Annotated in this window: 16 protein-coding genes; 11 read left to right on the forward strand and 5 right to left on the reverse strand. The window is 45.6% G+C overall.

The window, feature by feature from the left end:
* The first annotated feature begins 341 nt into the window (after positions 1–341).
* From QQL36_RS35675 to QQL36_RS17060, 10 genes are all read left to right on the forward strand, one after another.
* The gene (locus QQL36_RS35675; RefSeq protein WP_415751077.1) at positions 342–986 is read left to right on the forward strand and encodes a sensor histidine kinase; all 645 of its coding nucleotides are present in this window, start codon (positions 342–344) and stop codon (positions 984–986) included.
* A complete protein-coding gene (locus QQL36_RS17020; protein ID WP_321570393.1) occupies positions 983–1,726 on the forward strand; it encodes a LytTR family DNA-binding domain-containing protein in 744 nt (247 codons plus the stop codon). Before QQL36_RS35675 ends, QQL36_RS17020 begins: the two co-directional genes overlap by 4 nt.
* An 87-nt stretch (positions 1,727–1,813) precedes the next feature.
* A complete protein-coding gene (locus tag QQL36_RS17025) occupies positions 1,814–3,121 on the forward strand; it encodes a TolC family protein (protein ID WP_321570394.1) in 1,308 nt (435 codons plus the stop codon).
* A complete protein-coding gene (locus QQL36_RS17030) occupies positions 3,118–4,212 on the forward strand; it encodes an efflux RND transporter periplasmic adaptor subunit (RefSeq protein ID WP_083728937.1) in 1,095 nt (364 codons plus the stop codon). The genes QQL36_RS17025 and QQL36_RS17030 overlap by 4 nt, the downstream gene beginning before the upstream one ends.
* 3 nt (positions 4,213–4,215) lie before the next feature.
* A complete protein-coding gene (locus tag QQL36_RS17035) occupies positions 4,216–5,454 on the forward strand; it encodes an ABC transporter permease (protein WP_321570395.1) in 1,239 nt (412 codons plus the stop codon).
* Between the two features lie 11 nt (positions 5,455–5,465).
* Positions 5,466–6,167: an ABC transporter ATP-binding protein gene (locus tag QQL36_RS17040; RefSeq protein ID WP_083728933.1), complete on the forward strand. Its 702-nt coding sequence runs from the start codon at positions 5,466–5,468 to the stop codon at positions 6,165–6,167.
* A gap of 81 nt (positions 6,168–6,248) precedes the next feature.
* A complete protein-coding gene (locus QQL36_RS17045; protein WP_321570396.1) occupies positions 6,249–8,570 on the forward strand; it encodes a TonB-dependent receptor in 2,322 nt (773 codons plus the stop codon).
* Between the two features lie 5 nt (positions 8,571–8,575).
* Positions 8,576–9,379, forward strand: coding sequence for a DUF4249 family protein (locus QQL36_RS17050; protein ID WP_083728931.1), 804 nt, complete (start codon positions 8,576–8,578; stop codon positions 9,377–9,379).
* A 298-nt stretch (positions 9,380–9,677) separates the two neighbouring features.
* The gene (locus tag QQL36_RS17055) at positions 9,678–11,000 is read left to right on the forward strand and encodes a cytochrome ubiquinol oxidase subunit I (protein WP_321570397.1); all 1,323 of its coding nucleotides are present in this window, start codon (positions 9,678–9,680) and stop codon (positions 10,998–11,000) included.
* Positions 10,997–12,013 (forward strand): cytochrome d ubiquinol oxidase subunit II, encoded by a 1,017-nt coding sequence (locus QQL36_RS17060; protein ID WP_321570398.1) that lies wholly within the window; start codon positions 10,997–10,999, stop codon positions 12,011–12,013. The genes QQL36_RS17055 and QQL36_RS17060 overlap by 4 nt, the downstream gene beginning before the upstream one ends.
* A gap of 93 nt (positions 12,014–12,106) precedes the next feature.
* Here QQL36_RS17060 and QQL36_RS17065 read toward each other — a convergent pair whose 3' ends face one another.
* On the reverse strand, positions 12,107–12,856 hold the full coding sequence (locus tag QQL36_RS17065; RefSeq protein WP_321570399.1) for an SDR family NAD(P)-dependent oxidoreductase: 750 nt from the start codon (positions 12,854–12,856) through the stop codon (positions 12,107–12,109).
* 52 nt (positions 12,857–12,908) lie between these two features.
* Positions 12,909–13,292, reverse strand: a complete 384-nt coding sequence (locus tag QQL36_RS17070) for a helix-turn-helix domain-containing protein (protein WP_321570400.1) — start codon at positions 13,290–13,292, stop codon at positions 12,909–12,911.
* Between the two features lie 26 nt (positions 13,293–13,318).
* Between QQL36_RS17070 and QQL36_RS17075 the strand changes: the two genes are divergently transcribed.
* A complete protein-coding gene (locus QQL36_RS17075; RefSeq protein WP_321570401.1) occupies positions 13,319–13,837 on the forward strand; it encodes a TlpA disulfide reductase family protein in 519 nt (172 codons plus the stop codon).
* Here the strand turns inward: QQL36_RS17075 and QQL36_RS17080 are convergent.
* The 3 genes from QQL36_RS17080 to QQL36_RS17090 all read right to left on the reverse strand — a co-directional run bounded on the left by QQL36_RS17080 (position 13,832) and on the right by QQL36_RS17090 (position 22,023).
* Positions 13,832–14,992 carry a threonine synthase gene (locus QQL36_RS17080; RefSeq protein WP_321570402.1) on the reverse strand — a complete coding sequence of 387 codons (1,161 nt, stop codon included), beginning with the start codon at positions 14,990–14,992 and terminating at the stop codon, positions 13,832–13,834. The genes QQL36_RS17075 and QQL36_RS17080 overlap by 6 nt on opposite strands.
* 154 nt (positions 14,993–15,146) lie before the next feature.
* Positions 15,147–19,598 (reverse strand): TonB-dependent receptor plug domain-containing protein, encoded by a 4,452-nt coding sequence (locus QQL36_RS17085; protein ID WP_321570403.1) that lies wholly within the window; start codon positions 19,596–19,598, stop codon positions 15,147–15,149.
* A gap of 4 nt (positions 19,599–19,602) precedes the next feature.
* Positions 19,603–22,023, reverse strand: coding sequence for a hypothetical protein (locus QQL36_RS17090; protein WP_321570404.1), 2,421 nt, complete (start codon positions 22,021–22,023; stop codon positions 19,603–19,605).
* Between the last annotated feature and the right edge of the window lie 128 nt (positions 22,024–22,151).

The raw sequence follows: 22,151 nt of genomic DNA on the forward strand, positions 1-22,151 counted from the left end.
AAGAAGAACGCTGGCCCTTATTCCGCGCGGCGCTTACCACCTCCCCGCTCATTGCGATGCTGCTGGTGACCCCCGTATTCCTGGTCAGAAATGTGAATATCAGTCATATGTGGCTCGCCTTTCCCGGCGCTACCATCGGCATTTTTATGGCCTGGCTGTTTCATATTCTGCTCATCGGAAGAACACGCCTGCATAAAACCCGTTTTTTCATTTCTACATTCTTCATGATCTCCGTTACGAGTATTACCTATTTCGTAAGCAGGAGACATAATATGAATATATTTATATCCGAAACTTCTTTTTTCCTTTACAGGGTGGTCAATATCATTGCTGTCAATTCCATGGTATATATTATTTCCGTGGTGATATTATTAAACAGGACCAAAAAGAAACTGGACATTGAAAATGAACACCTAAAATTCGCTAACCTCCAATCCAGGTACGAACTACTGGTCAACCAGCTGAACCCTCACTTTCTTTTTAATGCCATTGGCACTGCCAAAGCCCTGATCCGGAAAGATCCCGCTATCGCAGATGAATACCTGGTGAAGTTATCCAGTTTTCTGCGCCTGGGATTAGAGAATAAACGATTTGATACCATCACCGTAGCAGAAGAACTGGCCCTCTGTAAGGACTATATCTCCCTGCAACAGATGCGGTTCGATACTGCCTTACAGTTCGATGCACAGATTGATAAAAAATTCTCTGACTATTATGTACCTTACTTCGCCATCCTTATTCTCGTGGAAAACGCAGTGAAACATAATGCCATGACAGAAGAAGAACCACTGAGAATAGCTGTCACCAATAATGATACTATGCTGCAGGTAACTAATAATATACAACCACGATTCCTACTGGAAGCGTCTTCCAGAACAGGGCTGCAAAACCTGGAAGAAAGATATCGTCTGCTATATAATGAAACCATCACGGTCGATAACGACGGGGAAACATTTAGTGTAAGTATAAAAATGATTCGCAAATGAATGTAGTGATCATTGAAGATGAAAAGAACCTGGCAGAAGAATTACAGCACTATATTCTCAGCGCACGTAAAGAATGGACCGTCGTAAAAATTCTCCCTTCTGTAAAACAAGCCCTGGCCTGGTTTGAAACCAATACCTGCCAGCTGGTCTTCAGTGATATTCAACTAGGTGACGGGCTGAGTTTTGAAATCTTCCATCATTTAAAACTCAATGTACCTGTCATCTTCTGCACCGCCTTTAATGAATACGCTATTCAGGCTTTTAAAAATAATGGTATTGATTATATCCTGAAACCTTATGGACAGACCCTGATCAATGATGCCATCGCGCATTATGAAAGCCTGCGGCAGAGTATTTCGCCGGATTATCACACCATTATTCAATTACTGCAAAAGCCTACCGCCACCTCCCGGCTGCTGGTGAGTCTGCGGGACAAGATCATTCCCATCAAAACGGAAGATATCGCCCTGTTCTATATCCACCATGGCCAGGTATCCCTCATCGATTTTGAACAACATATATATATGATCAGTCAGCCGCTGGATGAACTGGAAGCAACTGTAGGACCCGGCTTTTACCGGGCAGACAGGCAGCACCTGGTGAACAGAAAGGCCATCCGCGATGTTTCTCAATCTTTGGGCAGGAAGCTTTTATTAAATCTCCTCGTGGAATACAATGAAGCTGTGATGATCAGGAAAGAGAAGGCTACAGAGTTCCTGGAATGGCTCATAAAAGACTAATCCATCCCCCAATTTGTCTAATTCAGCAAACCAGATTTTTACAGTTGCTAATTGTTTTGAATATTTGTTGTCGTAAACAATTGCCTGATGCGCCGGATTTTAATCATTTTTCTCATTAGTTGTAGTCTGACAGCAGGAGCCCAGAGCACCTTATCCTTTCGCTCGCTCAATGAAGTCTTTGTATACGCTGATGCGCATAGCGTCACTTTCAAAAACGCTACCCAACAGGTGCTGATGAATAAATATCAGACCCTGGCGGCAAAACTGGACAGATGGAAGCTCAAAGGTGATGCAAACCTCACAAGCACTGACAATACCAAACTGGGTGTCACCTTTATTCCTGCTGAGATCTTCGGAGGCCCTGCTGGTACCTACAGACAGGTGACCTTTGGACAGCAATATGTAACCAGCGCGAACTTTGCTCCGCAGATAGACATCCTCAATCCCTTTTCCATGGCGCAGGTCAGAACGGCCCGTGCCAGCGAACAGGTGACAAATGCCACGAACCTGCTCAATAAGAAAAGTTTGTACGAAAGTGTGGCCGGTGCATATTATAACATCCTCTCTTATCAGTGGCAGATAAAGGTTACGAAGAACAGTCTTGATAATGCAGATACGCTCACTGCCATCATGGTGAACAAACAACAGGAAGGCATTGCCAGACAGCAGGATGTGAACAATGCAAAAGCAAACCAGCTATCCATACAGGATAAACTGCAACAACTGGAAGTGAACCTGGAAGAACAATACAGCAGCCTGAAACTACTCTGTGATATGGATCCTAATACCCCCATCACTATTGAGGAAACCGCTGATCAGGGTAATTTCGATGCGAGCCTGACCGCTACCGGTTACCTCACCCAATTACAATCTGAGTGGCAGTTAAAATATCAGGAAGCAGACCTGCGTGCCAATAAACGCTGGTTCCTGCCTACGGTGACCCTCTTCAGCAGCCTGGGGTGGCAGCAGAACACCAACAACCATCCTTTTGATGGCAGCAGATGGATCAACAGTAGCTATGTAGGTGTGAAGGTGGCCATACCTATCCTCCCTGATGTAGGCAAGGTGGCAGCTGTGCGCTATGATCGTATCAATGTTGCTGTAGCGAAGAATAATTTTGAACATGCAGCCCGTCAGGATAGTGTGAACAACCAGCAATTGCAGCTCGAATATCAGAAGGCTTTCAAAAGCGCCCGGCTGGCGGGTGAAATCGCTGCGCTAAAAGAAGATTCCTACTACAAAAACCTGAATATCTATAAAGAAGGGATTCTCTCCGCCACGGACCTGTTCACCGCCTTTAACGACTGGTTGAACAACAGTCTGAATGCTGTATCCCAACAGGCTAACAGCGACTATGCAAAATCAAAGATCATGATTAATAATATTGTCAAATGAACATACAGCAAACTATTGGGATCTTCACTGCATGCCTGATCTTTTCTGCCTGTGGTCAGAAAACGGCGCCTGTCAAACCTGTGCACAAAGACCTGACTGAAATGGTATTTGCCTCCGGTGTGCTGGAAGCCGATGATCAGAACAACCTCACTGCACAAACAGATGGTTACCTCATCAAACTGGATTTTAAAGAAGGAGACATGGTCAATGCCGGTCAGCTACTGGCAGTCATTGACAACAGCCAGAACATCATCAATGCACAAAGCGCCGGCGCCCTCCACAACATTGCAAGAGAGAATACCCTGCCTACAGCGCCTGCTTTGCAACAGATCAGTGCCAATATCACTGCTGCCAGAGAAAAACTCCGTCTGGACCAGTTGCAGGCAGACAGGTACAAACGTCTCATGGAAAGCAACAGCGTATCTAAGCTGGAATATGAAAATACCCAGCTCACCCTCGCTACTTCTCAGGCCAACCTGAAAGCACTGGAAGACCAGTATAATACACAGCTGGTAACTGCGAGACAACAGGAAGTTACACAGCGCTCCATGAGTGACGTGAACCGGGTGATCAAAGAACAGAACCTGATCAAAGCGGTGATCAGCGGACAGATATACGAGAAGAAAAAACAACTGGGTGATTATGTACGTAAAGGTGATGTGATCGCCGTGATCGCGAACCCACAGCTCATATACGCCCGCCTGAATGTGGATGAAACCAATATGGCAAAAGTAAAAGTAGGTGAAGAAGCCGCTATCCAGTTGAACACCAACAAAGGACATATTTACAAAGGCACTGTACACGAGATCCTGCCATCTTTTGAAACTTCCAGCCAGTCATTCATCGTAAAGGCATACTTTACAGACAGTCTTGATTTCAGGATCACCGGCACACAACTGGAAGCCAACATCATTGTCGGCGAAAAGAAAAATGCACTGGTTATACCCCGCAGCTATTTATCTTATGGCAATAAGGTCACGCTGAAAGGGAAAGGAGCTATCGTAGTTCAGACCGGCATCATATCCAACGACTGGGTAGAAGTGACCGGCGGCCTGACAGAAAATGATGAACTGGTACCTGAAAAAAAATAAGTGATGAGATACCGTCATAATATCAATTCTGAAATCTCCATGACCTACATCGTCACTAAGAAAAAGTTGACGTTGGTAGCGGCATTGGGTGTTACGATCGGGATTGCGATCTACATCTTCATGAACTCGATGATGGTGGGATTTGATAAGAAATCGACAGAGCTGGTATTCAGAAGTACGGCACATATCCGGGTGTATAAAGATGAGGTGATGAGTCTGCCTTTATTGCCAGAGAAGGGCAGCAACTTACCTGTGATCATCAATCCCAGTGTAGTGCCGGAGAGTGACAAGATCGTAGATCCTGAGAAAATTATATCCCTGCTCAGACAGCAGCCGGATGTAACGATGGTAACACCTCAGGTTACTGTCAGTGTATTTTACAATAACGGCAAATCCCAGATCACAGGTACTTCCTATGGCGTAAGGATTGCAGAGGCAGATAAGATGTTCAATATTGGTACTACTGTGGTGGAAGGGTCTATCCAGGACCTGAAGAATACCCCCAATGGTATACTGCTGGGAGTGGGCATTGCAGCAAAGATGAGTGTGCGGCCGGGCGATAACATTACCATTACCTCTTCCCGGAATGTGACCAAGGTGATGAAGGTAGTGGGGCTTTTCCAGTCAAACAACTCCCAGATCGATAAGACCAAGTCTTACATTAATATCAGCGCCGCCCAGCAACTCCTGCAGGAAGGGGCCGGGTATGTAAGCGATATCAATGTTTCGGTCACTAACCCGGACAATGCCGCTAATTATTCAGCGAAGTTCTCTGACCTCACAGGGTATAAGGCAGAAGACTGGAAAGCTGCCAATGCCACACTGGTAGCAGCATCCAATATGCGCCGGATCATGATCACGGTCATTGCGCTCTCCATCCTGCTGGTGGCCGGGTTTGGTATTTACAATATCCTGAATATGACTATCACCCAGAAGATCAATGATATAGCTATTCTGAAAGCCATGGGTTTCCGGGGCAGGGATGTGGTACGCATATTTGTACAACAGGCTATGATCATTGGCATGATCGGTATTCTGATAGGTGTATTGCTGGCGGTATTGCTGGTATTCCAGTTGTCCAGGACCTATGTGGGCGGGGATATTGGTTATTTCCCCATTCGCTTTGAATGGCCCGTATTTTTCAGGGGGCTGATATTCGGACTGATCGTGACCCTGGGTGCCGGGTATATTCCGGCAAAGAAGGCGGCAAACGTAGACCCGGTATCTATTTTCAGGCGGTAAAAATTACGACTATGCAAAGAGAGCTCATGCTGGAAGCAGAAAATATCGGGAAGTATTTTTATGACCCGGTAAAATTTAGGGTGCTGAATGATATTTCTTTTAAAGTATATAGAGGAGAATTTGTAACATTGGTAGGAAAATCGGGGAGTGGAAAGTCCACTTTGCTGTATATTTTGAGCACGATGGATACTGATTATGAGGGTAAATTGCACATCCATGGGGAGGAAACCACCGGCCAAAGGCAAAATAACCTGGCCGCCCTGCGGAATGAGAAGATTGGATTTGTGTTTCAGTTCCATTATCTTTTACCCGAATTTAGCTGTCTGAAAAATGTGATGATACCGGCATTGCGGTTAGGAAAGTATTCCAGGCAGGAAATAGAGGATAGGGCTTACCAGAAACTGACCCTGCTGGGACTACAGGATCAGGCACTGAAACCTGCCTCCAAGTTATCAGGAGGCCAACAACAAAGGGTCGCCATTGCCAGGGCCCTGATCAATGATCCCCTGATTATAATGGGGGATGAGCCGACTGGAAACCTTGATTCAAAAAATTCACAAATCGTATTTGATACATTTAAACAACTGGCGCACGAATATAACCAGACGATCATAGCAGTAACGCACGACAATGATTTCGCAGAACGCTCTGACCGTACCATTGAGATGCAGGATGGCGCAATCATTTCTACCGCGAAGGAGTTTGGAAAATAGGAACTGCAACAGGAAGCCTTGTAAAAATAAAACCCGATAGGTAGTACTTCCGGACGCGGAAGCACTGCCACATAAATGAATATGAGTAAGCCTCTTATCATTACCTGTTGTGTGTTATTGTCATGTTTAGGAGCGATTGCACAGGCAAAATTTACTATCAGCGGAACCATCAGATCAAAGAAAACCGGGGAAACCATTATTGGTGCTACTGTGCACGTAGCGGGTCAATCCATCGGAACTGTCAGCAATGAGTATGGTTTTTATTCCCTCACCCTGCCCACAGGGACCTATACCATAGAGTTCAGTACGGTGGGGTTGCAACCGGTACAGGAAGAGATTGCGCTGACACAGCATACGATCAGGAATATTGCGCTGGACGATGCAGCACAATCATTGAAGTCGGTGACGATTACGGCCAACACGAAGCAACGTAATCTAAGTACCCCCCAAATGGGTATGGAACAACTGACGACAAAGGAGATGAAGAATATTCCGGTATTGCTGGGAGAAAAGGATGTGTTGAAAACGATCCAGTTACTACCGGGTATTAAATCAGCCGGCGATGGCAACAGTGGGTTCTATGTACGGGGTGGTGGGGCAGACCAGAACCTGATTTTATTGGATGAAGCACCCGTGTACAATGCTTCACATCTGTTTGGTTTCTTTTCTACATTTAATTCTGATGCCATCAAAGATGTGACGGTATACAAGGGAGGCATGCCTGCTCAATACGGTGGCCGACTTTCGTCTGTACTGGATATTAAGATGAATGACGGCAATAACCAGGATTATAATGTAAGTGGCGGCATCGGGTTGATCTCTTCCAAAATAAATATCGAAGGACCTTTGCAAAAGGATAAGTCTTCTTTTCTGGTGTCTGCCAGAAGAACATATGTGGATCTTTTCCTGCGTTTATCAAATGACTCCTCTATCAGGAATAACAGCCTTTATTTTTATGACCTCAATGCCAAGCTGAATTACCAGCTGGGTAAAAGGGACCGTTTGTTTGCTTCCGGGTATTTCGGGGCGGATAACCTGGTCGTGGGAAATAACTTTGGATTGAAATGGGGAAATAGCACTGGTACCCTGAGATGGAACCATATTTACAGTAGCAAAATGTTCTCCAACACCTCCCTGATCTTTAGTAATTACAATTATAAGATCAATGTAAAGAGTGGGGCGAACGATGTGAATATCTTCTCGCAGATCCGTGACTGGAACCTGAAGGAAGAATTACAATATTATATCAGCCAGCGACATAACCTGCGTATTGGTTTCAATACCATTTATCATACTATGCGACCGGGAGAGATCACGTCTTCACAGTTATCTAATTTTAATTCATCCCGTTTGCAACAGCGGTATTCATGGGAGAATGCTGTGTATTTATCTGATGTGTGGAAAGCAACGGATAAATTAGATTTGTCTTATGGCGCACGCCTTACGGCATTCAGTATACTGGGTGCCGGTGATTTTTTTAATATAGATGCAGATGGGAATATACTGGATACACTGCATTATAAGAGTGGCGAGTTTGTAAAGACCTATATTAACCTGGAACCCCGGCTGGCAGCCAGTTATAAGCTCACGGATATTTCTTCAGTAAAAGCTTCTTATGCACGGAATGTGCAGAACCTGCACCTGATTTCAAACAGTACATCTTCCAGCCCTACAGATCGTTGGGTAGCGAGTACGAACATTATCAAACCGGAAATATCAGACCAGGTATCGTTGGGTTATTATAAAAACCTGGCGGGGAATAAGTATGAGTTGACAGTAGAAACCTATTATAAGACCATGCAGCACCAGATCGATTACCGGGATGGGGCAGATGTGCTGAATAATGATGCGATAGAAACACAATTGTTATTTGGGAAAGGCCGTGCGTATGGTATAGAGTGGCTGTTAAAAAAGAAGGCAGGCAGACTGACCGGATGGGTGAGTTATACATTGTCAAAGACACAAAGGAAGATAGATGGGATTAACAATGGGGAATGGTATAATGCGCGGCAGGACAGAACCCATGACATTGCAGTAGTGGGCATGTACCAGTTGAATGAGAAATGGTCCCTGAGTGCGAACTGGGTGTATTATACAGGAGATGCGGTAACTTTCCCCAGTGGTAAATACCTGATCAACAATACAGTGTATTATTACTATACAGAGCGGAATGGCTATCGTATGCCGGCTTATCACAGGTTGGATCTGGGAGCGACAAAACAGTTGCGCAAGCGGGGCAGGTATTCTTCAGAGCTGGCTTTCAGTTTGTATAATGCGTATGGCAGGGAGAATGCGTATACTATTACCTTCAGGCAAAGTAAGGACGATCCGAATAAGACAGAAGCCGTGAGGACGTCATTGTTCAGGTTTGTACCTTCTATTTCATACAACTTTAAATTCTAGTGGAGATGAAACAGTTGTTGTATATCGCGATCATAATTGTTTTTGGCGCCTGTCAGAAGGTGATAGATATTGATTTGAATAATGCAGCGAAGAAATATGTGATAGAGGGGGTGGTGACGGATGATGTGAATGGAGTGAGTGTGAAGATATCGCAGACGATGGACTTTAATGAGGATAATACCTTTGAAGGAGTAAGTGGAGCTACGGTGACCATTACTGCTGATAATGCGACGGAGTATGAGTTGCAGGAAACAGCTACGGCCGGGGTGTATACAACCACGGGGTTCAAAGGAAAGGTGGGACATAGTTATAGTATGTATGTACAGATAGGTACGGATACATTTACGGCGGTATCCACAATGCCGCGGGAGGTGTATTTTGATAGTCTGGCTTTGGTAGATAGGGTGGTGTTTGGCGAGACCAGAAGGGTGCCGGCAGTGTATTATTCAGATCCGGAAGGAAAAGGGAATTCCTATCATTTTGTGGAGTGGCACAATGGGGTGCAGGAGAGTACCATATTTGTGAGGAATGATGAGAATACGGATGGGAAGAGTTTGAGTATACAACTGGTATCATTTAGTAGTGATAGTGATGATGATGATAAGCAGATAAAGGCAGGGGATACGGTCTCGGTGGAGATGCAGTGTATAGATCCTGTGGTGTATAAATACTGGTATAGTCTGGATGCGGGTGCAACAGGAGAGGGGCAGAGTGCTACGCCGGCGAACCCGGTGACGAATATAGTAGGGGGAGCGTTGGGGTATTTTAGTGCGCATAGTGTGCAGACGAGGACGATAGTGGCGGAGTAGAAAAACCTTTCTCTCTTCCATTCAAATCCATCCATTCGCTAACTGCAAAAAGAAATAAAACACTCGCTTGCAATCAAAGCTGCTCATTCTGCGCCAGCAGAAAAAAATTAAATTATCAAAACTACCCATTCGGTACCAGCATTCAATAATACTTTGCCATCAATTCCGTGCATTCGGCGCCAGCCCAAAAGTAAATACCCTTGTCTGCTGCAGCAGGTCAGAAAATTCTAACATGACTTTTATCATCCCCTCATAATGTAGATTTAGTAGCTTTGACCCGTAATAACTCATCGCGCCAATGAACGATTTTCTAGCAGCCAGATCACAAATGGCTTTATCGTTAGGTTTTCATATTGTCTTCTCCTGTATAGGCATGGTCATGCCATTCTTTATGGCCGTCGCTCACTTCCTTTACATCCGCACAGGCAATGATGTCTATAAGAATATCACCCGTGCATGGAGTAAGGGTGTCGCCATCTTCTTCGCCACTGGCGCTGTATCCGGTACCGTACTCTCTTTCGAACTCGGCCTTCTCTGGCCTGAATTCATGAAGTACGCCGGCCCGATCTTCGGCATGCCCTTCTCCTTAGAAGGTACCGCCTTTTTCATCGAAGCGATCGCCCTCGGTTTCTTCCTCTATGGCTGGGGACGATTCAATCCCTGGTTTCACTGGATCACCGGCGTAGTTGTAGGTATCAGCGGGTTAGTATCCGGTATACTGGTAGTTGCTGCCAATGCCTGGATGAACAGTCCGGCAGGATTCGATTTCGTAAATGGACAATACCTGAATATAGATCCGATCAAAGCAATGTTCAATGACGCCTGGTTTTCACAGGCTCTGCACATGTGTATTGCGGCATTTGCTGCTACCGGTTTTGCCGTAGCAGGTATCCATGCCCTCATGATCTTACGAAGAAGGAACATCGCCTTTCATACCACCGCTTTCAGAATACCTGCTTTATTAGCCTGCATAGCAGCCCTGCTGCAACCCCTGAGCGGAGATATCTCTGCAAAAGACGTTGCACACAGACAGCCTGCAAAACTGGCGGCTATGGAAGCACATTTTAAGACCGAAGCAGCTTCTCCGCTGGTAATCGGGGGTATTCCTGACCCAGTGGCAAAAGAGGTGAAATATGGGCTTGAAATACCCGGTTTACTGAGCTTTATGGTGTATGGTGATTTCCATACCCCTGTAACAGGGTTGGATCAGATACCTGAAAATGATCAGCCCCCGATTGCCATTACGCACTACGCCTTCCAGATCATGGTGGGATTGGGGATGGTGATGCTGTTGATTGCTGTTTGTTATTTCGTAGCCATCATTAAGAAGAAGAGCTGGCTCAGAATGCCATGGCTGCTACGGCTGTTCGTCATCGCCACACCGATGGGATTTATTGCCGTAGAAGCCGGTTGGACAGTGACAGAAGTTGGCAGACAACCGTGGATCATCAATGGTGTGATGCGCACGGCTGATGCAGTTACCCCTATGCCGGGGATTGCGTATTCCTTCTACATCTTTACAGCTGTGTACATTTCATTGTCCCTGATCGTGACATTCCTGTTGTACAGACAGATCCGGATGGTACCTGAGATTTATGATATTCAAACGCCTGCTTTATGATATTTGTAGTAATGGCTTATTTATGGGCTGCCATCCTGTTGTATATATTGTTGGGAGGAGCTGATTTTGGTGCTGGGATCATAGAATTATTTACTTCGGAAAAGAACAAGGCATATACCCGCAATACCATGTACCAGGCCATCGGGCCTATATGGGAAGCCAACCATATGTGGCTGATCATTGCCATCGTGGTATTGTTTGTAGGTTTTCCGGAAATCTATACGACAGTCTCCACACACCTGCATATACCACTGGTGATCATGCTGTTTGGCATCATTGCCCGTGGTACCGCCTTTACCTTCAGAAACTACGATGCTGTGAAGGATAATATGCAGAAGGTGTACAACCGCATCTTTGTATATTCCAGTTTTGTCACGCCTTTCTTTTTGGGAGTGATCGCGGGTAGTGCGGTATCTGGTAGGATAGATCCGGGGGCGAATGATTTTCTGAATGCGTATGTATATACCTGGTTCAATTGGTTCTCCGTTACAGTTGGATTTTTTACCGTAGCGATCTGTGGTTATCTCGCGGCTATATTCATCATAGGCGAAACTGATGACGATAAAAGTCGTGTACGTTTTATTAGAAAGGCCAAACAGATGAATGTAGCGGCAGCGGTATTTGGGGCATTGGTATTCTGGGCGGCACATGCAGAGAACATCCCTTTGGATAAATGGATGTTTGATAATCCAACCGGGATCATTGCTATTATCGCGGCGGTATTATCTCTTGTGTTATTATGGTATTTGTTGCTGCAAAAAGGTAAGGTTATCATCATTCGTGTACTGGCAGGTTTTCAGGTCACGATGATCTTACTGGCGATAACGATCCGACACTATCCGAATATTGTGATCTTAAAAGGGGGGAAGTATTTGTCTTTGCTGGAGCATGCAGGACAGGAGAAAACGATTTATTCACTGGGTATGGCGCTGTTGTTGGGAAGTATATTGATATTGCCTGCGTTATTTTATTTGTTGTATAGTTTCAGAAAGGGTGAGGTGATAGAACATTAAAGGAAGAGGGGGCAGTTCAGTGAAATGCCCCCTCTTTGTTATTTTTCGAGATCACACCTGGGATGTCTTTTTCGTAACTCATCCAGTGCAGACTTACAAAAACATCCCCCCACTCGCCTCCACGCGCTGCGCATTCACCCATCTCGCCTGATCACTACACAAAAACGCCACTACTTCACCTATATCCTCTGCTACACCAGCCCTGCCCAATGCCGTATTAGCTGCCACCATCTTATTCAACGCTTCATTATCTCTCACCGCACCACCACCGAAATCCGTCTGTATCGCACCCGGTGCGATCGTATTCACACGAATCCCCCTGCTACCCAACTCCTTCGCCTGATAACGTGTCAATACTTCTATCGCTCCCTTCATCGCCGCATACGCACTACTACCCGGAATTGTAAACCTTGCCAGTCCTGTAGACACATTAATGATCACACCACCATCAGCCAGCAGTGGCAGTAATTTCTGTGTGAGGAAAAACGGCCCTTTGAGATGAATATTCATAATCTCATCAAACTGCGCCTCCGTCGTTTCTGCAAAACTGGCGTGCAGACCTATGCCCGCATTGTTAATCAGGTAATTGAATTGTGTAGCCTGAAAGGTATCTTTCAGTATAGCTGTAAATGTAGTGATGAAGTGATCAAAAGAACTAACAATCGCTGTATTCAATTGCAGTACAGCTGCACGTTGTCCGATTTTTTGTATCTCAGCAGCTACAGCGTCTGCTTCTGTTTTATTACTGTTGTATGTAAGGATAATATCCACGCCTTTTTTAGCGAGGCTCAGTGCCATATCCTTCCCTAATCCACGGCTGCCGCCGGTGATAAATGCTATCATGATGTCGATTTTTGTAAAACAAAGGTATCAACAACCAGACCAGCGAAAATGATCAATACTTCAGTATTTTGCTTTTGCGATATTGCAGCGGGGTTATACCTGTGAGGTTTTTAAAGAAACGGTTGAAGTTGGTCGGCTCCGGAAACCCAAACGTATTCCCGATATCCGCTACGCTGAGTGTGGTGGCTTCCAGCATTTTCTTTGCCTCAAGAATGACCCTGTCTTCCATGATCTCACAGGGAGATGTATTCAATGTTAATTTGATGGTATTCGTCAGGTGTACCGGGGCAATATGCATACGGGCTGCAAAGTCACTCGGTTTGTACCGTTCTTCTGTCCGGCCCTGTAGCAGGTCATCCAAATGTGCATCCACCAGCTGCATAAACACTGCCGTGATTTCATCCTTGCGTGATAGTATTTTTTCAGGAATAGGCATGCTACAAAGTTATATATTTGTCTATCATGAAGCACGCTTTTCTCCTTTTCGTATTGGGAATATGCTCCCTCCATACCTTTGCCCAACAAAAAGACCCGCCAATGGGTGATTTCAGGACCATTATCGGCCAACAGGTTCCCTCCTTTTCCTTTGAGATAGAAAAGGGTAAAAAAGTCAATATCAGGGATTATAAAGGTAAATATGTACTGATCAACTTCTTTGCCACCTGGTGCCCTCCCTGCAACCAGGAACTGCCGCTTGCACAAAAGCAGATATGGGAAAAACACAAAGACAACCCGAAGTTTGCCTTTATCGTATTCGGCAGGGAAGAGGGCTGGGAAAAACTAAACCCGTTCAGGGAAAAGAAAGGATTTACTTTCCCCCTGCTCCCCGACCTGGACAGAAGCATCTTCTCCCTGTTCGCACCAAACGGTATTCCCAGGAATGTAGTCATTGATCCTGCAGGCAAGATCATCTACCAGAGCTTTGGCTATGAAGAAGCGGAGTTCGACAAACTAGTGAAACTGATCGACAGCAAACTATGATCTGTACTTATACCAGGACCCGGTATTAAACAACAACACATTTTCTCCTTCCTGTATCCAGCCATCTGCGATCAGGTGTTGCATGGCCATATAGGTCGCACTGCCCTCCGGCGATAATAACAACCCTTCTGTTGACGCAATATTGCGCATCCCGATGGTGATTTCGGTCTCTGTCACGGTGAGTGCTGTGCCATGGCTCTGTTGCAATACATCCATCATCAGGTCTTTGGCAAATGGCGTAGGCACTGCCAGCCCGTAGGCAATGGAAGGGGTAGCACTGAAATCGGTAGGGATAGCGCCCTGCCGGAACAGTTGTACCACCGGGTCACAATTCGCAGATTGTACCACCACCATCCGGGGGAGTTTGCCCGTTAGCCAGCCTAGTTGTTTCATCTCGGTAAATGCTTTCCACATGCCAATCAATCCGGTGCCGCCACCAGTAGGGTAGATGATGACATCAGGCAGTAGCCAGTGCAACTGTTCGGCAATCTCGTACCCCATGGTTTTCTTGCCTTCCAGCCGGTAAGGCTCCTTCAGCGTCGACATATCAAAACCACCGGTTTGTGCCACCAGTTGCTGGGCGCGCCGCCCGCAATCACTGATCAGCCCATCCACAAGAATGAGCTCTGCGCCATACATGCGGCATTCTGTCTGCAGGGTGAGCGGCGTATGGCGGGGCATGACCACCGTCGCTTTCATGCCAGCTTTGGCACAATAAGCGCTCAGCGCTCCACCGGCATTGCCAGCTGTGGGAATAATACAATGGTTGATACCCAGCTCTTTGGCCTTGGATATGGCCACGCTGATACCCCTGGCTTTGAAGGAGCCGGTTGGGTTCACGCTTTCATCCTTGAGCTGGATGTTCACCTCATGCTGATGGCTGAGGGCAGAGAGGGTATACAAGGGAGTACCACCCTCGCCAAGACTAACGATATTTTGTTCCTCAAAAACGGGGAGTAACCGGTTGTATCGCCAGATGGTGTGGCAATTGATGTCAACAACCTGGTGCAAAGGCTGGTCCAGCCGGTAACGGGTAAAAAGCGGCTGATTACAGCAGGTAGCGTAAGATTGTACATCGCCGATGTTGTATAACCGCCCACAATTGGGGCACTGTAGTGCCGTAGCGAGCGAGGTGCTGTGTTGGGTTATATGCATAGACTTAACTTGGGGTGTGGGTAACAAAGTAACAATGGTGTATCTTCTGACTAAAGTTATGCTGAAAGGCTGCAAATTGATTGCTGTTAACACAAAAATAGCCCGGTCATGGTTGGATTTTCTTCCAACCATGACCGGGCTATACCCCCCTCTTTTAAGGAATAATTTCTACTGTTTCTCCCGGCTGCCAGTACTTATCTTCCGGTTGATAATACAGGTAACCCGCACCTGCCTTACCCTGATAACTTCCTGGCACCTCTACTTTCAGATCCAGCGCTACTTTCTTCATTTCTTTTGCTTCCATACCTCTCCAATAGAATACCAGGTAGTTGTCAAATATTTCATAATAGGCCACCTGCTCTTTGTCCATCAATTCTTTCAACTGCCATGGTTGTAAGGATAATCCTCCGGGAATACCGATTTTTACCACAGCCATCCCTTGTGCCTCACGACTGGTATTGGTCACATTGATATGCATGCGCACGGTTTCACCCACCTTCCCGGTATGTGAACTGAGCATGGTTTGGAATTTCAATACCGCCCTGTCACTGGTAGGAGGCGTGTTGGTAAAATAATCACAGCGGAAAGTGTAAGGTATTCCCTCCGGACCCGGGTATTTCACAGAAAAGTTATTCTTATTACTCAGGTAGTTGGTAGATACGCTTGCAGCTGGTGTAACAGCATGTCCATTCAGGGTAAATGTGCCCTTCTCATCCCCACCTGATTTTTCCATATTGCTGTATGCCACCATTGCTGTCAATGCCATAATAGTACCTTGTGTAGAGCCAAATCCGTAATAACTCTTTTTGGTAAGAATGGTGGAAATCAGTTGCGCAATCCGCGCCTTACGGGGTGCAGGCTCGCGCATCAATGCCATAGCGTACAGGGACATTGTTTCAACATATAGGGATATGCCCTGAGAACCGACAACAGTTGTGCGGGCGGTTACCTGGCCGTCTTTGAACAATTTATCCAATCGCTGCATCAGGTCATTAAAATCATCTGTTTTATGCAGGTTGGCTGCCGCCAGTGCCATGATGGCTAACTGATAGCCATCGTTGCTTGCCTGCGCGGCTTTCAGGGTTGTTGTATATTCTAATGGAATCTGCTTACCTGCATCTGTTTGTGACAGTGCATACACGATATAGGCATTGGCAACATCAGGAGGTACGGCACGGAATTGATCATAGCCTCCCGGAGAGGGTTTGAATGCTCCCTTGCCATCACGGTGGTCCAACAGGAACTTTTCTGTTCTGTTCAGCATCGCCTTGTCTACAGGTATAAACTCTTTCATGGCGGTGAATTCCATTAATCCATAGGCAGTGAGTGCCACATGTGCAGGCGCATGTCCAAACCATTCAAATCCGTTCTCATTTGTCTCGAAACTGATCAGTCGATCGTATCCTTTTTCCAGTAGTGCCCTTGCTGTCTTTTCCAGTTCATAATCCCGTTTGGCGGCATTTTTCAGTAACTGCAAAATGAGAATATTCGGATACGTGCTGCTGGATGTTTGTTCAAAACAACCATATGGCTCACGCAGCATACTCTTTATACCATCCATGAGTTGTGCACCTACGGTATGTAGTTCAAGTGACATTTCCGGGTTGAAAAATCCTCCCACACCAGAAAAAGTGAAGGACGTATCCTTTGACTGATTTCCGGAGAAGACTACATGCATTGGGAATTCTTTTTCTTCGACCGTAAATGGCAGGAAGATCGCCTGGCTATCCACATTGATACGGATGTTGCCAGACATGGCATGTTTAGGTTTTACTTCGATATACAACCGGGCATCTCCATTTTTTGTCACAGGTACTTCTTTCAGCGTAGTATCGCCATCTACCTCAGGGGGCAATTGGATACGTACACGCGCCACGATGTCACTGAAGCTATAGTTTTTTAACACGATGGGGATCTTCACATTGTCACCTGCATTGATGTAAGGAGGAATTTTTGCATCCACACTCACTGCATCGTGTACGGCATAGGTTTGTTCTGCCCTGCCAATAGCGCCATTGTAGCCAATGCCCTCCGTAATAGCTCTAAAGGTGGTGCTGGCATCTGAATTATAAAACTCAACAGAGGCTTTACCATTTCTGTCTGTTTGTATGGTAGGATTCCAGTAGATCGTTTCCCTGAAATCGTTTCTTTCATTCGTTTCCGGTGTGAGGTATTTAGGTGCATAGAAAACAGGTACCTGTGTAAAGATCTCATTGAGACCCGGAGTTTTAATTTTTTTAACGGAGTAGTTATTCGATTTTCCCAGTGATATACGAATCCTGTCTGCATACCTTTTATCTTTGGTCGTGATCAATATCACGCCATTTGCGCCCCTTGAACCATATATAGCTGTGGCGGAGGCATCTTTCAATACAGTGAGCGATTCTATATCATTTGGATTGAACTGGTTGATATTTGTCAGCTCGGTTGGTACGCCATCCACGATGTACAAGGGAATACCATTCGGGTTTAAAGAATTGATGCCACGTATCTGGACGCTGGTTCCGTATCCGGGATTGCCGGTGGCTGACTGAATATTTATACCTGCCGCTTTCCCATTCAATGCAGATGCAATTGAACCGGGAGTCATGAGTGCTTCCGCATTTATAATGCTGACGGAGTAGCCTAATGTCCTCCTTTCCTTACTGATACCTAATGCTGTTACCACCACCTCATTCAGGGATTTGCTGTCATCTGCCCATTTCAGGTCGTTGATGACCAATGAAGGATATGCTGCAATACTTTCTTTCAATCCTGTTTTCAGCGGCTTGAACATGCCCGCTTCCTGTTTATTAAAACCAATACCATTTTGAGAAACATTGATATTGAGTGTATCTCTATGGTTCTCTGCTTCACCCATCAGGCAATAATCAGTGCCGGCGTCTACATCAGAGAAAAAGAATTGCCCGTTGGCCGAAGTCCTTCTCACTACACCGGTATGCCTGCTTAGATTAAACAAATAGAGTTTACTTTTTACAGGCATGCCTTTACTATCTGTCACCATACCACTCAGGATATTTAACTTGTCAGGTGTGAAAGCAAGCCTGTTACCGCTGTTGACGATATCTGTAAAAGCAAAGTAACGGTAACCCTGCGTCAGCATCAACATATCAAGGGCACTGTCAGCTTTGGGTTCATCCTGTTTGAAATAGAACTGGGGTTCTTCTATCTTACCACGTAGCTCACTGCTCATAAGCAACCAGGAGAGAATATGATCCTGCTTGTCATCAGCCATGGTCCAAAGCTTGTCGTCAATGACAGTCAGCGATAGATTAGCTGGTATAGCCAGGCCTTCGGCATTCGTAGTGGTAAGGGTCATTTTTACTTTTTCCCTTGGCTGGTAACTGCTTTTATCTGTCGTGATGTTTACATGCAGCACATTGTATTTATTCAGAAATATCACTCTCTCTGCTACTTTGAGCCGACGGCTGTCACGCAGGGTGAAGCTGGCAATACCAGTCGGGAAATCTGCCGTATCGATTTTAATTAATTGTGCTCCGCTGTGTAAGGTGGCATTGGTGGTATAATAAACATGTTCCCGCACAGTGGCCGTGAGTGTGATGTCTTCGGCAGCAGTCGTACTTATTTTGGCATACAGTTGTCCATTCTTATGCAGCATGTTGAGTACGATGCCATTCGGGGTGGACAACGGTAATGGATATTTTTTATCAGATACGAGTGCGTAATATTTTCTGCCCACAGCAGGTGTAAAAGGGATACTGCCCATACCTCCGTGATAACTGGCAAATGCAGCCACCTGCTGGCCTTTGTCATCACAGATCGTACCGTGTACGTCTACAGGTTTGCCATATTCGTTAATCGCTTTGAATGCTAATATCGTAGGCAGGCCCGCAACAAAAGTGCCTCCCTCCGGCATGAACTGAAGGTCAATGTTATTCAGCACAATTGGGATACTCCTTGAAATAGATTCAGTAAAGCCACTGTTGGTGATCGTTACATTGAGCAATCCATCATTCGTGCTGAGTGATGCAGGCAGTACAGCCCTGATGGTCGCCTTGCCGGCGGTATCTGTTTTGAAATTATCCGCTTTGTACTGCTTACCTTCAATATTGATGGTGAACTGGCCGGTATAGTTTCGTAAAGGTTGATTGTCTGGCGTGCGTACGGAGAACTTTGCCCGGATGGTATCGCCCGGCCCATAGCCTTTTTCGGGGAAATCCAGTTTTAGCAGTAACCTTGGGGCGATCACCTTTTGCAGGGTAACAGATTTCGTAAACCAGGTACTGTCTTTTTCATTCTGCATCCAGGTGGTATATGCCTTTATCTTATAGATACCTCCGGGCAGATCTTCAGTAAATTTATACCCTCCTTCACAATAACCAATAGTAATAGGGTGTTTCAGTTGGGCCAGTACACTGCCTGCAGGACTAATGATATCTACATTGAGAATAGTACTGGTCAGTGTCGGTGTGTTTTTTTGCGCATCTACTACATAGGCTTTATAGAAGAGTGTTTCACCGGGTACAAAGTACACATGGTTCGTTTGCAGGTACACTTTTTCTTTGGTAGTTGCATAATCCTGTACCTGTGCCTGTACAGACAGGTGGAGCAGGCAAAATATAATGGAGCTTATTATTTTCTTCATGGTATCAGAATGAAATGGATGCTTCAATACCTGCGTTGGTAGTCGCTGGCAGGTTAAAAAAATCAAGGCCGGTGGTGTTGCCCGGTTCGAGCAATGACTGATCGGGGTCAACGCCTTTGTAGGGAGTCCAGATCAGCAGGTTACGCACAAATGCCGTTACCTTCAGTTTGTTCACATACCCTCTGAAACTGTGGTCCAGCGAAACGGAGATATTATTGATGCGGATAAAATCTGCACGTGCTATATAGTTCTCCGCTACAGGTGTTTGTGGCGTAGTTTCTGATTTCCGTTGTGCGGCAGAGCTGGCAGAGCGTCCGTAATAATCGAGCATGGCAGCTGTACCATTCCACTTTTCTCCTCCTTTTTTCCACATCCAGCTTAGGTTGAGCGAGAGCGATTTATAAGAGAGGTAATTGCTCATGCCCAACATGAAATCCGGGTTTGGATTGCCCAATACCCTGAGTTGAGGATCTACGACAGGATTGCCATCTGTGCCCGTCACAATCTGGTGATTGGCATCGCGCAGGTAAGCGCTACCCACGATCACATTGGAAGGGGCACCTGCCACAATAGCTGTATATACATCACTGAAACCCGCAGTAGGCGTATAGTTGTACCCATCGGTCACTGATTGAATACGGTTTTTATAGGTGCTGAACGAAAGTGAATTCCGGTAATTGATCGTCTTACCACCAATCCGGAACCTGTTGCCATGTGCGAGTTGTATTTCCAATCCTTTGGTAACGTGATCCGCTACATTTTGGAGCAGGATCGTATTGTTACTGATCACGGGCAATACATCATGACGGGTAGCACGTATATAATAGGATGCATTCAGGTTGAAGGTGCCATAATTAACTTCCAGGTCATTGGACCATTCCCGGTGATAAACAGGTCGTAAACCAGTAAAGCGGCTCGCTTCCATGATGGGCAAAAAACCTGTTGCTGTCGTGGTGGAATAATTGAACAGGTTAATAGCCGCTACTGACTGATTGATGGGCAACTCGCTGTTGAAATGATGAAGCTTTGATGTTAATTTTGCTGAGGACCATTTGCTTCCGATCTTCATTGATTTCTTTGCGCTGAGAGCAGCAAGGGGCAGCCAATAACTTTGTTTGTCCGCAGTATTGGAGATGTATACTTTATTGCCCAGGTCCATGTTGAACTCCCAACCAGAATAGGTGCGTAGACCTGTACTATAACTCAGAATAGGTTCATGTGTGATACGCTTATATTTATATTCCGGCAATAATCCCAGGTACCTGATATCTGTGTGCACATTTACATAATCATAGCTTAGGTTAATCCAGGAATATGTCTGCTTATTCAGTATTGTTGGCAATTCAAATCTTACATTGCCCCTTGTCTGAAAAGTCAGGTCATTTTGTCGTCTGCGGGTAATATTGCCATTTGTAAACCCGGTAGTACCCGGTGCATAAGCTTCTGTATTGTTAGTACGATTGGCCTGAATAGATGGTGCCAGGCTGTATGAAATCCGTCCCGTGTTATTTTCCAGTTTAAAACTGGCATTGTGGAATCGTCTGGCATAATCATTATCATGATCCTGTAGTAAAAACAGTGGATTATCTGCACCGTTGCTATAGCTACGCTGCGTATTGCCGATCATGGTGCCTTGTTCATTCTGAAAACTCACTGGTGTCAATAGTGAATATTGATACACCCTGTTCAGCAATCTGTTCCTGTTAGCATAGTCAAACCGATCTACCCCATAATCATATTTGAGGGTGAGTTTATTATTATTCATCTCATGGCTGAGTGCCAGTCCTCCATGTTGGCGCAGGTTATCATTTTGACTGATAATACTTTTATCATTTTCCTGGCCGGCTTTTAAGTATAGGTCCCATGGTTGGCCTCTTAACGCGAAATAGCTTACTTTGACAGAGATGTCGTTTGTAACGGCCATGCCTGTTCTCAGGATACTATTATTATATACATTGGCTGCCTTTCCGTTGCCGCTGCCTTTCATCACCAGTTGTCCGTTATTGTCCCAGGCGTAATGACTGCCATCATATTCAAGCGTAGAGATAGCGGGTCCGTAACTGAACAGGGTACCCGTTTCCGGACCTATATATTGATTATTGAGGCCTTGTGCATATTGTTGTTGCAGGGCGGGAAGACGGTTGGCCCAGCTCAGCGCTGCGCTGGTTGTAAAATTGCCTGAAAAGGTGAGGCTTCTGGCCCTGCTGATCACAAATATCTGATTCCTGCCTACTGTAATCCTGCGCGTGGATGCAGGGTACGAAAGATCTCCCTGCACCTGCATCTGATCTCTGTTGGCACTGCTGTTGGGCAATGAAAAATAAGTACGTGGCGTATCCACCTTTTTCACCAGCCGGATATAATCCTCATTTGTCTGGGCGGTGGATATTATAGGTAGCAATAATAGGAGTAAAAAATATTTCAAGGTAGTCAGTTTGGAGGTATGATGCTGAAAAAAGCAGAATTGCATAAATGTAGGGAAAAAAAATTCCGCACCTTTTCAGGCAGGGGTAAAACCTTTTTCAAACAGCGGCAAAACCTTTTCAGGTAGAG

It is taken from the genome of Chitinophaga sp. LS1 (genome assembly GCF_034274695.1).
Taxonomy (GTDB): domain Bacteria; phylum Bacteroidota; class Bacteroidia; order Chitinophagales; family Chitinophagaceae; genus Chitinophaga.

Excerpts from the sequence above, each read along its gene's own strand:
- QQL36_RS35675 (WP_415751077.1), top strand. The coding sequence starts at position 342 with ATGGTATATATTATTTCCGTGGTGATATTATTAAACAGGACCAAAAAG.
- QQL36_RS17020 (WP_321570393.1), top strand. The coding sequence starts at position 983 with ATGAATGTAGTGATCATTGAAGATGAAAAGAACCTGGCAGAAGAATTA.
- QQL36_RS17025 (WP_321570394.1), top strand. The coding sequence starts at position 1,814 with ATGCGCCGGATTTTAATCATTTTTCTCATTAGTTGTAGTCTGACAGCA.
- QQL36_RS17030 (WP_083728937.1), top strand. The coding sequence starts at position 3,118 with ATGAACATACAGCAAACTATTGGGATCTTCACTGCATGCCTGATCTTT.
- QQL36_RS17035 (WP_321570395.1), top strand. The coding sequence starts at position 4,216 with ATGAGATACCGTCATAATATCAATTCTGAAATCTCCATGACCTACATC.
- QQL36_RS17040 (WP_083728933.1), top strand. The coding sequence starts at position 5,466 with ATGCAAAGAGAGCTCATGCTGGAAGCAGAAAATATCGGGAAGTATTTT.
- QQL36_RS17045 (WP_321570396.1), top strand. The coding sequence starts at position 6,249 with ATGAGTAAGCCTCTTATCATTACCTGTTGTGTGTTATTGTCATGTTTA.
- QQL36_RS17050 (WP_083728931.1), top strand. The coding sequence starts at position 8,576 with ATGAAACAGTTGTTGTATATCGCGATCATAATTGTTTTTGGCGCCTGT.
- QQL36_RS17055 (WP_321570397.1), top strand. The coding sequence starts at position 9,678 with ATGAACGATTTTCTAGCAGCCAGATCACAAATGGCTTTATCGTTAGGT.
- QQL36_RS17060 (WP_321570398.1), top strand. The coding sequence starts at position 10,997 with ATGATATTTGTAGTAATGGCTTATTTATGGGCTGCCATCCTGTTGTAT.
- QQL36_RS17065 (WP_321570399.1), bottom strand. The coding sequence starts at position 12,856 with ATGATAGCATTTATCACCGGCGGCAGCCGTGGATTAGGGAAGGATATG.
- QQL36_RS17070 (WP_321570400.1), bottom strand. The coding sequence starts at position 13,292 with ATGCCTATTCCTGAAAAAATACTATCACGCAAGGATGAAATCACGGCA.
- QQL36_RS17075 (WP_321570401.1), top strand. The coding sequence starts at position 13,319 with ATGAAGCACGCTTTTCTCCTTTTCGTATTGGGAATATGCTCCCTCCAT.
- QQL36_RS17080 (WP_321570402.1), bottom strand. The coding sequence starts at position 14,992 with ATGCATATAACCCAACACAGCACCTCGCTCGCTACGGCACTACAGTGC.
- QQL36_RS17085 (WP_321570403.1), bottom strand. The coding sequence starts at position 19,598 with ATGAAGAAAATAATAAGCTCCATTATATTTTGCCTGCTCCACCTGTCT.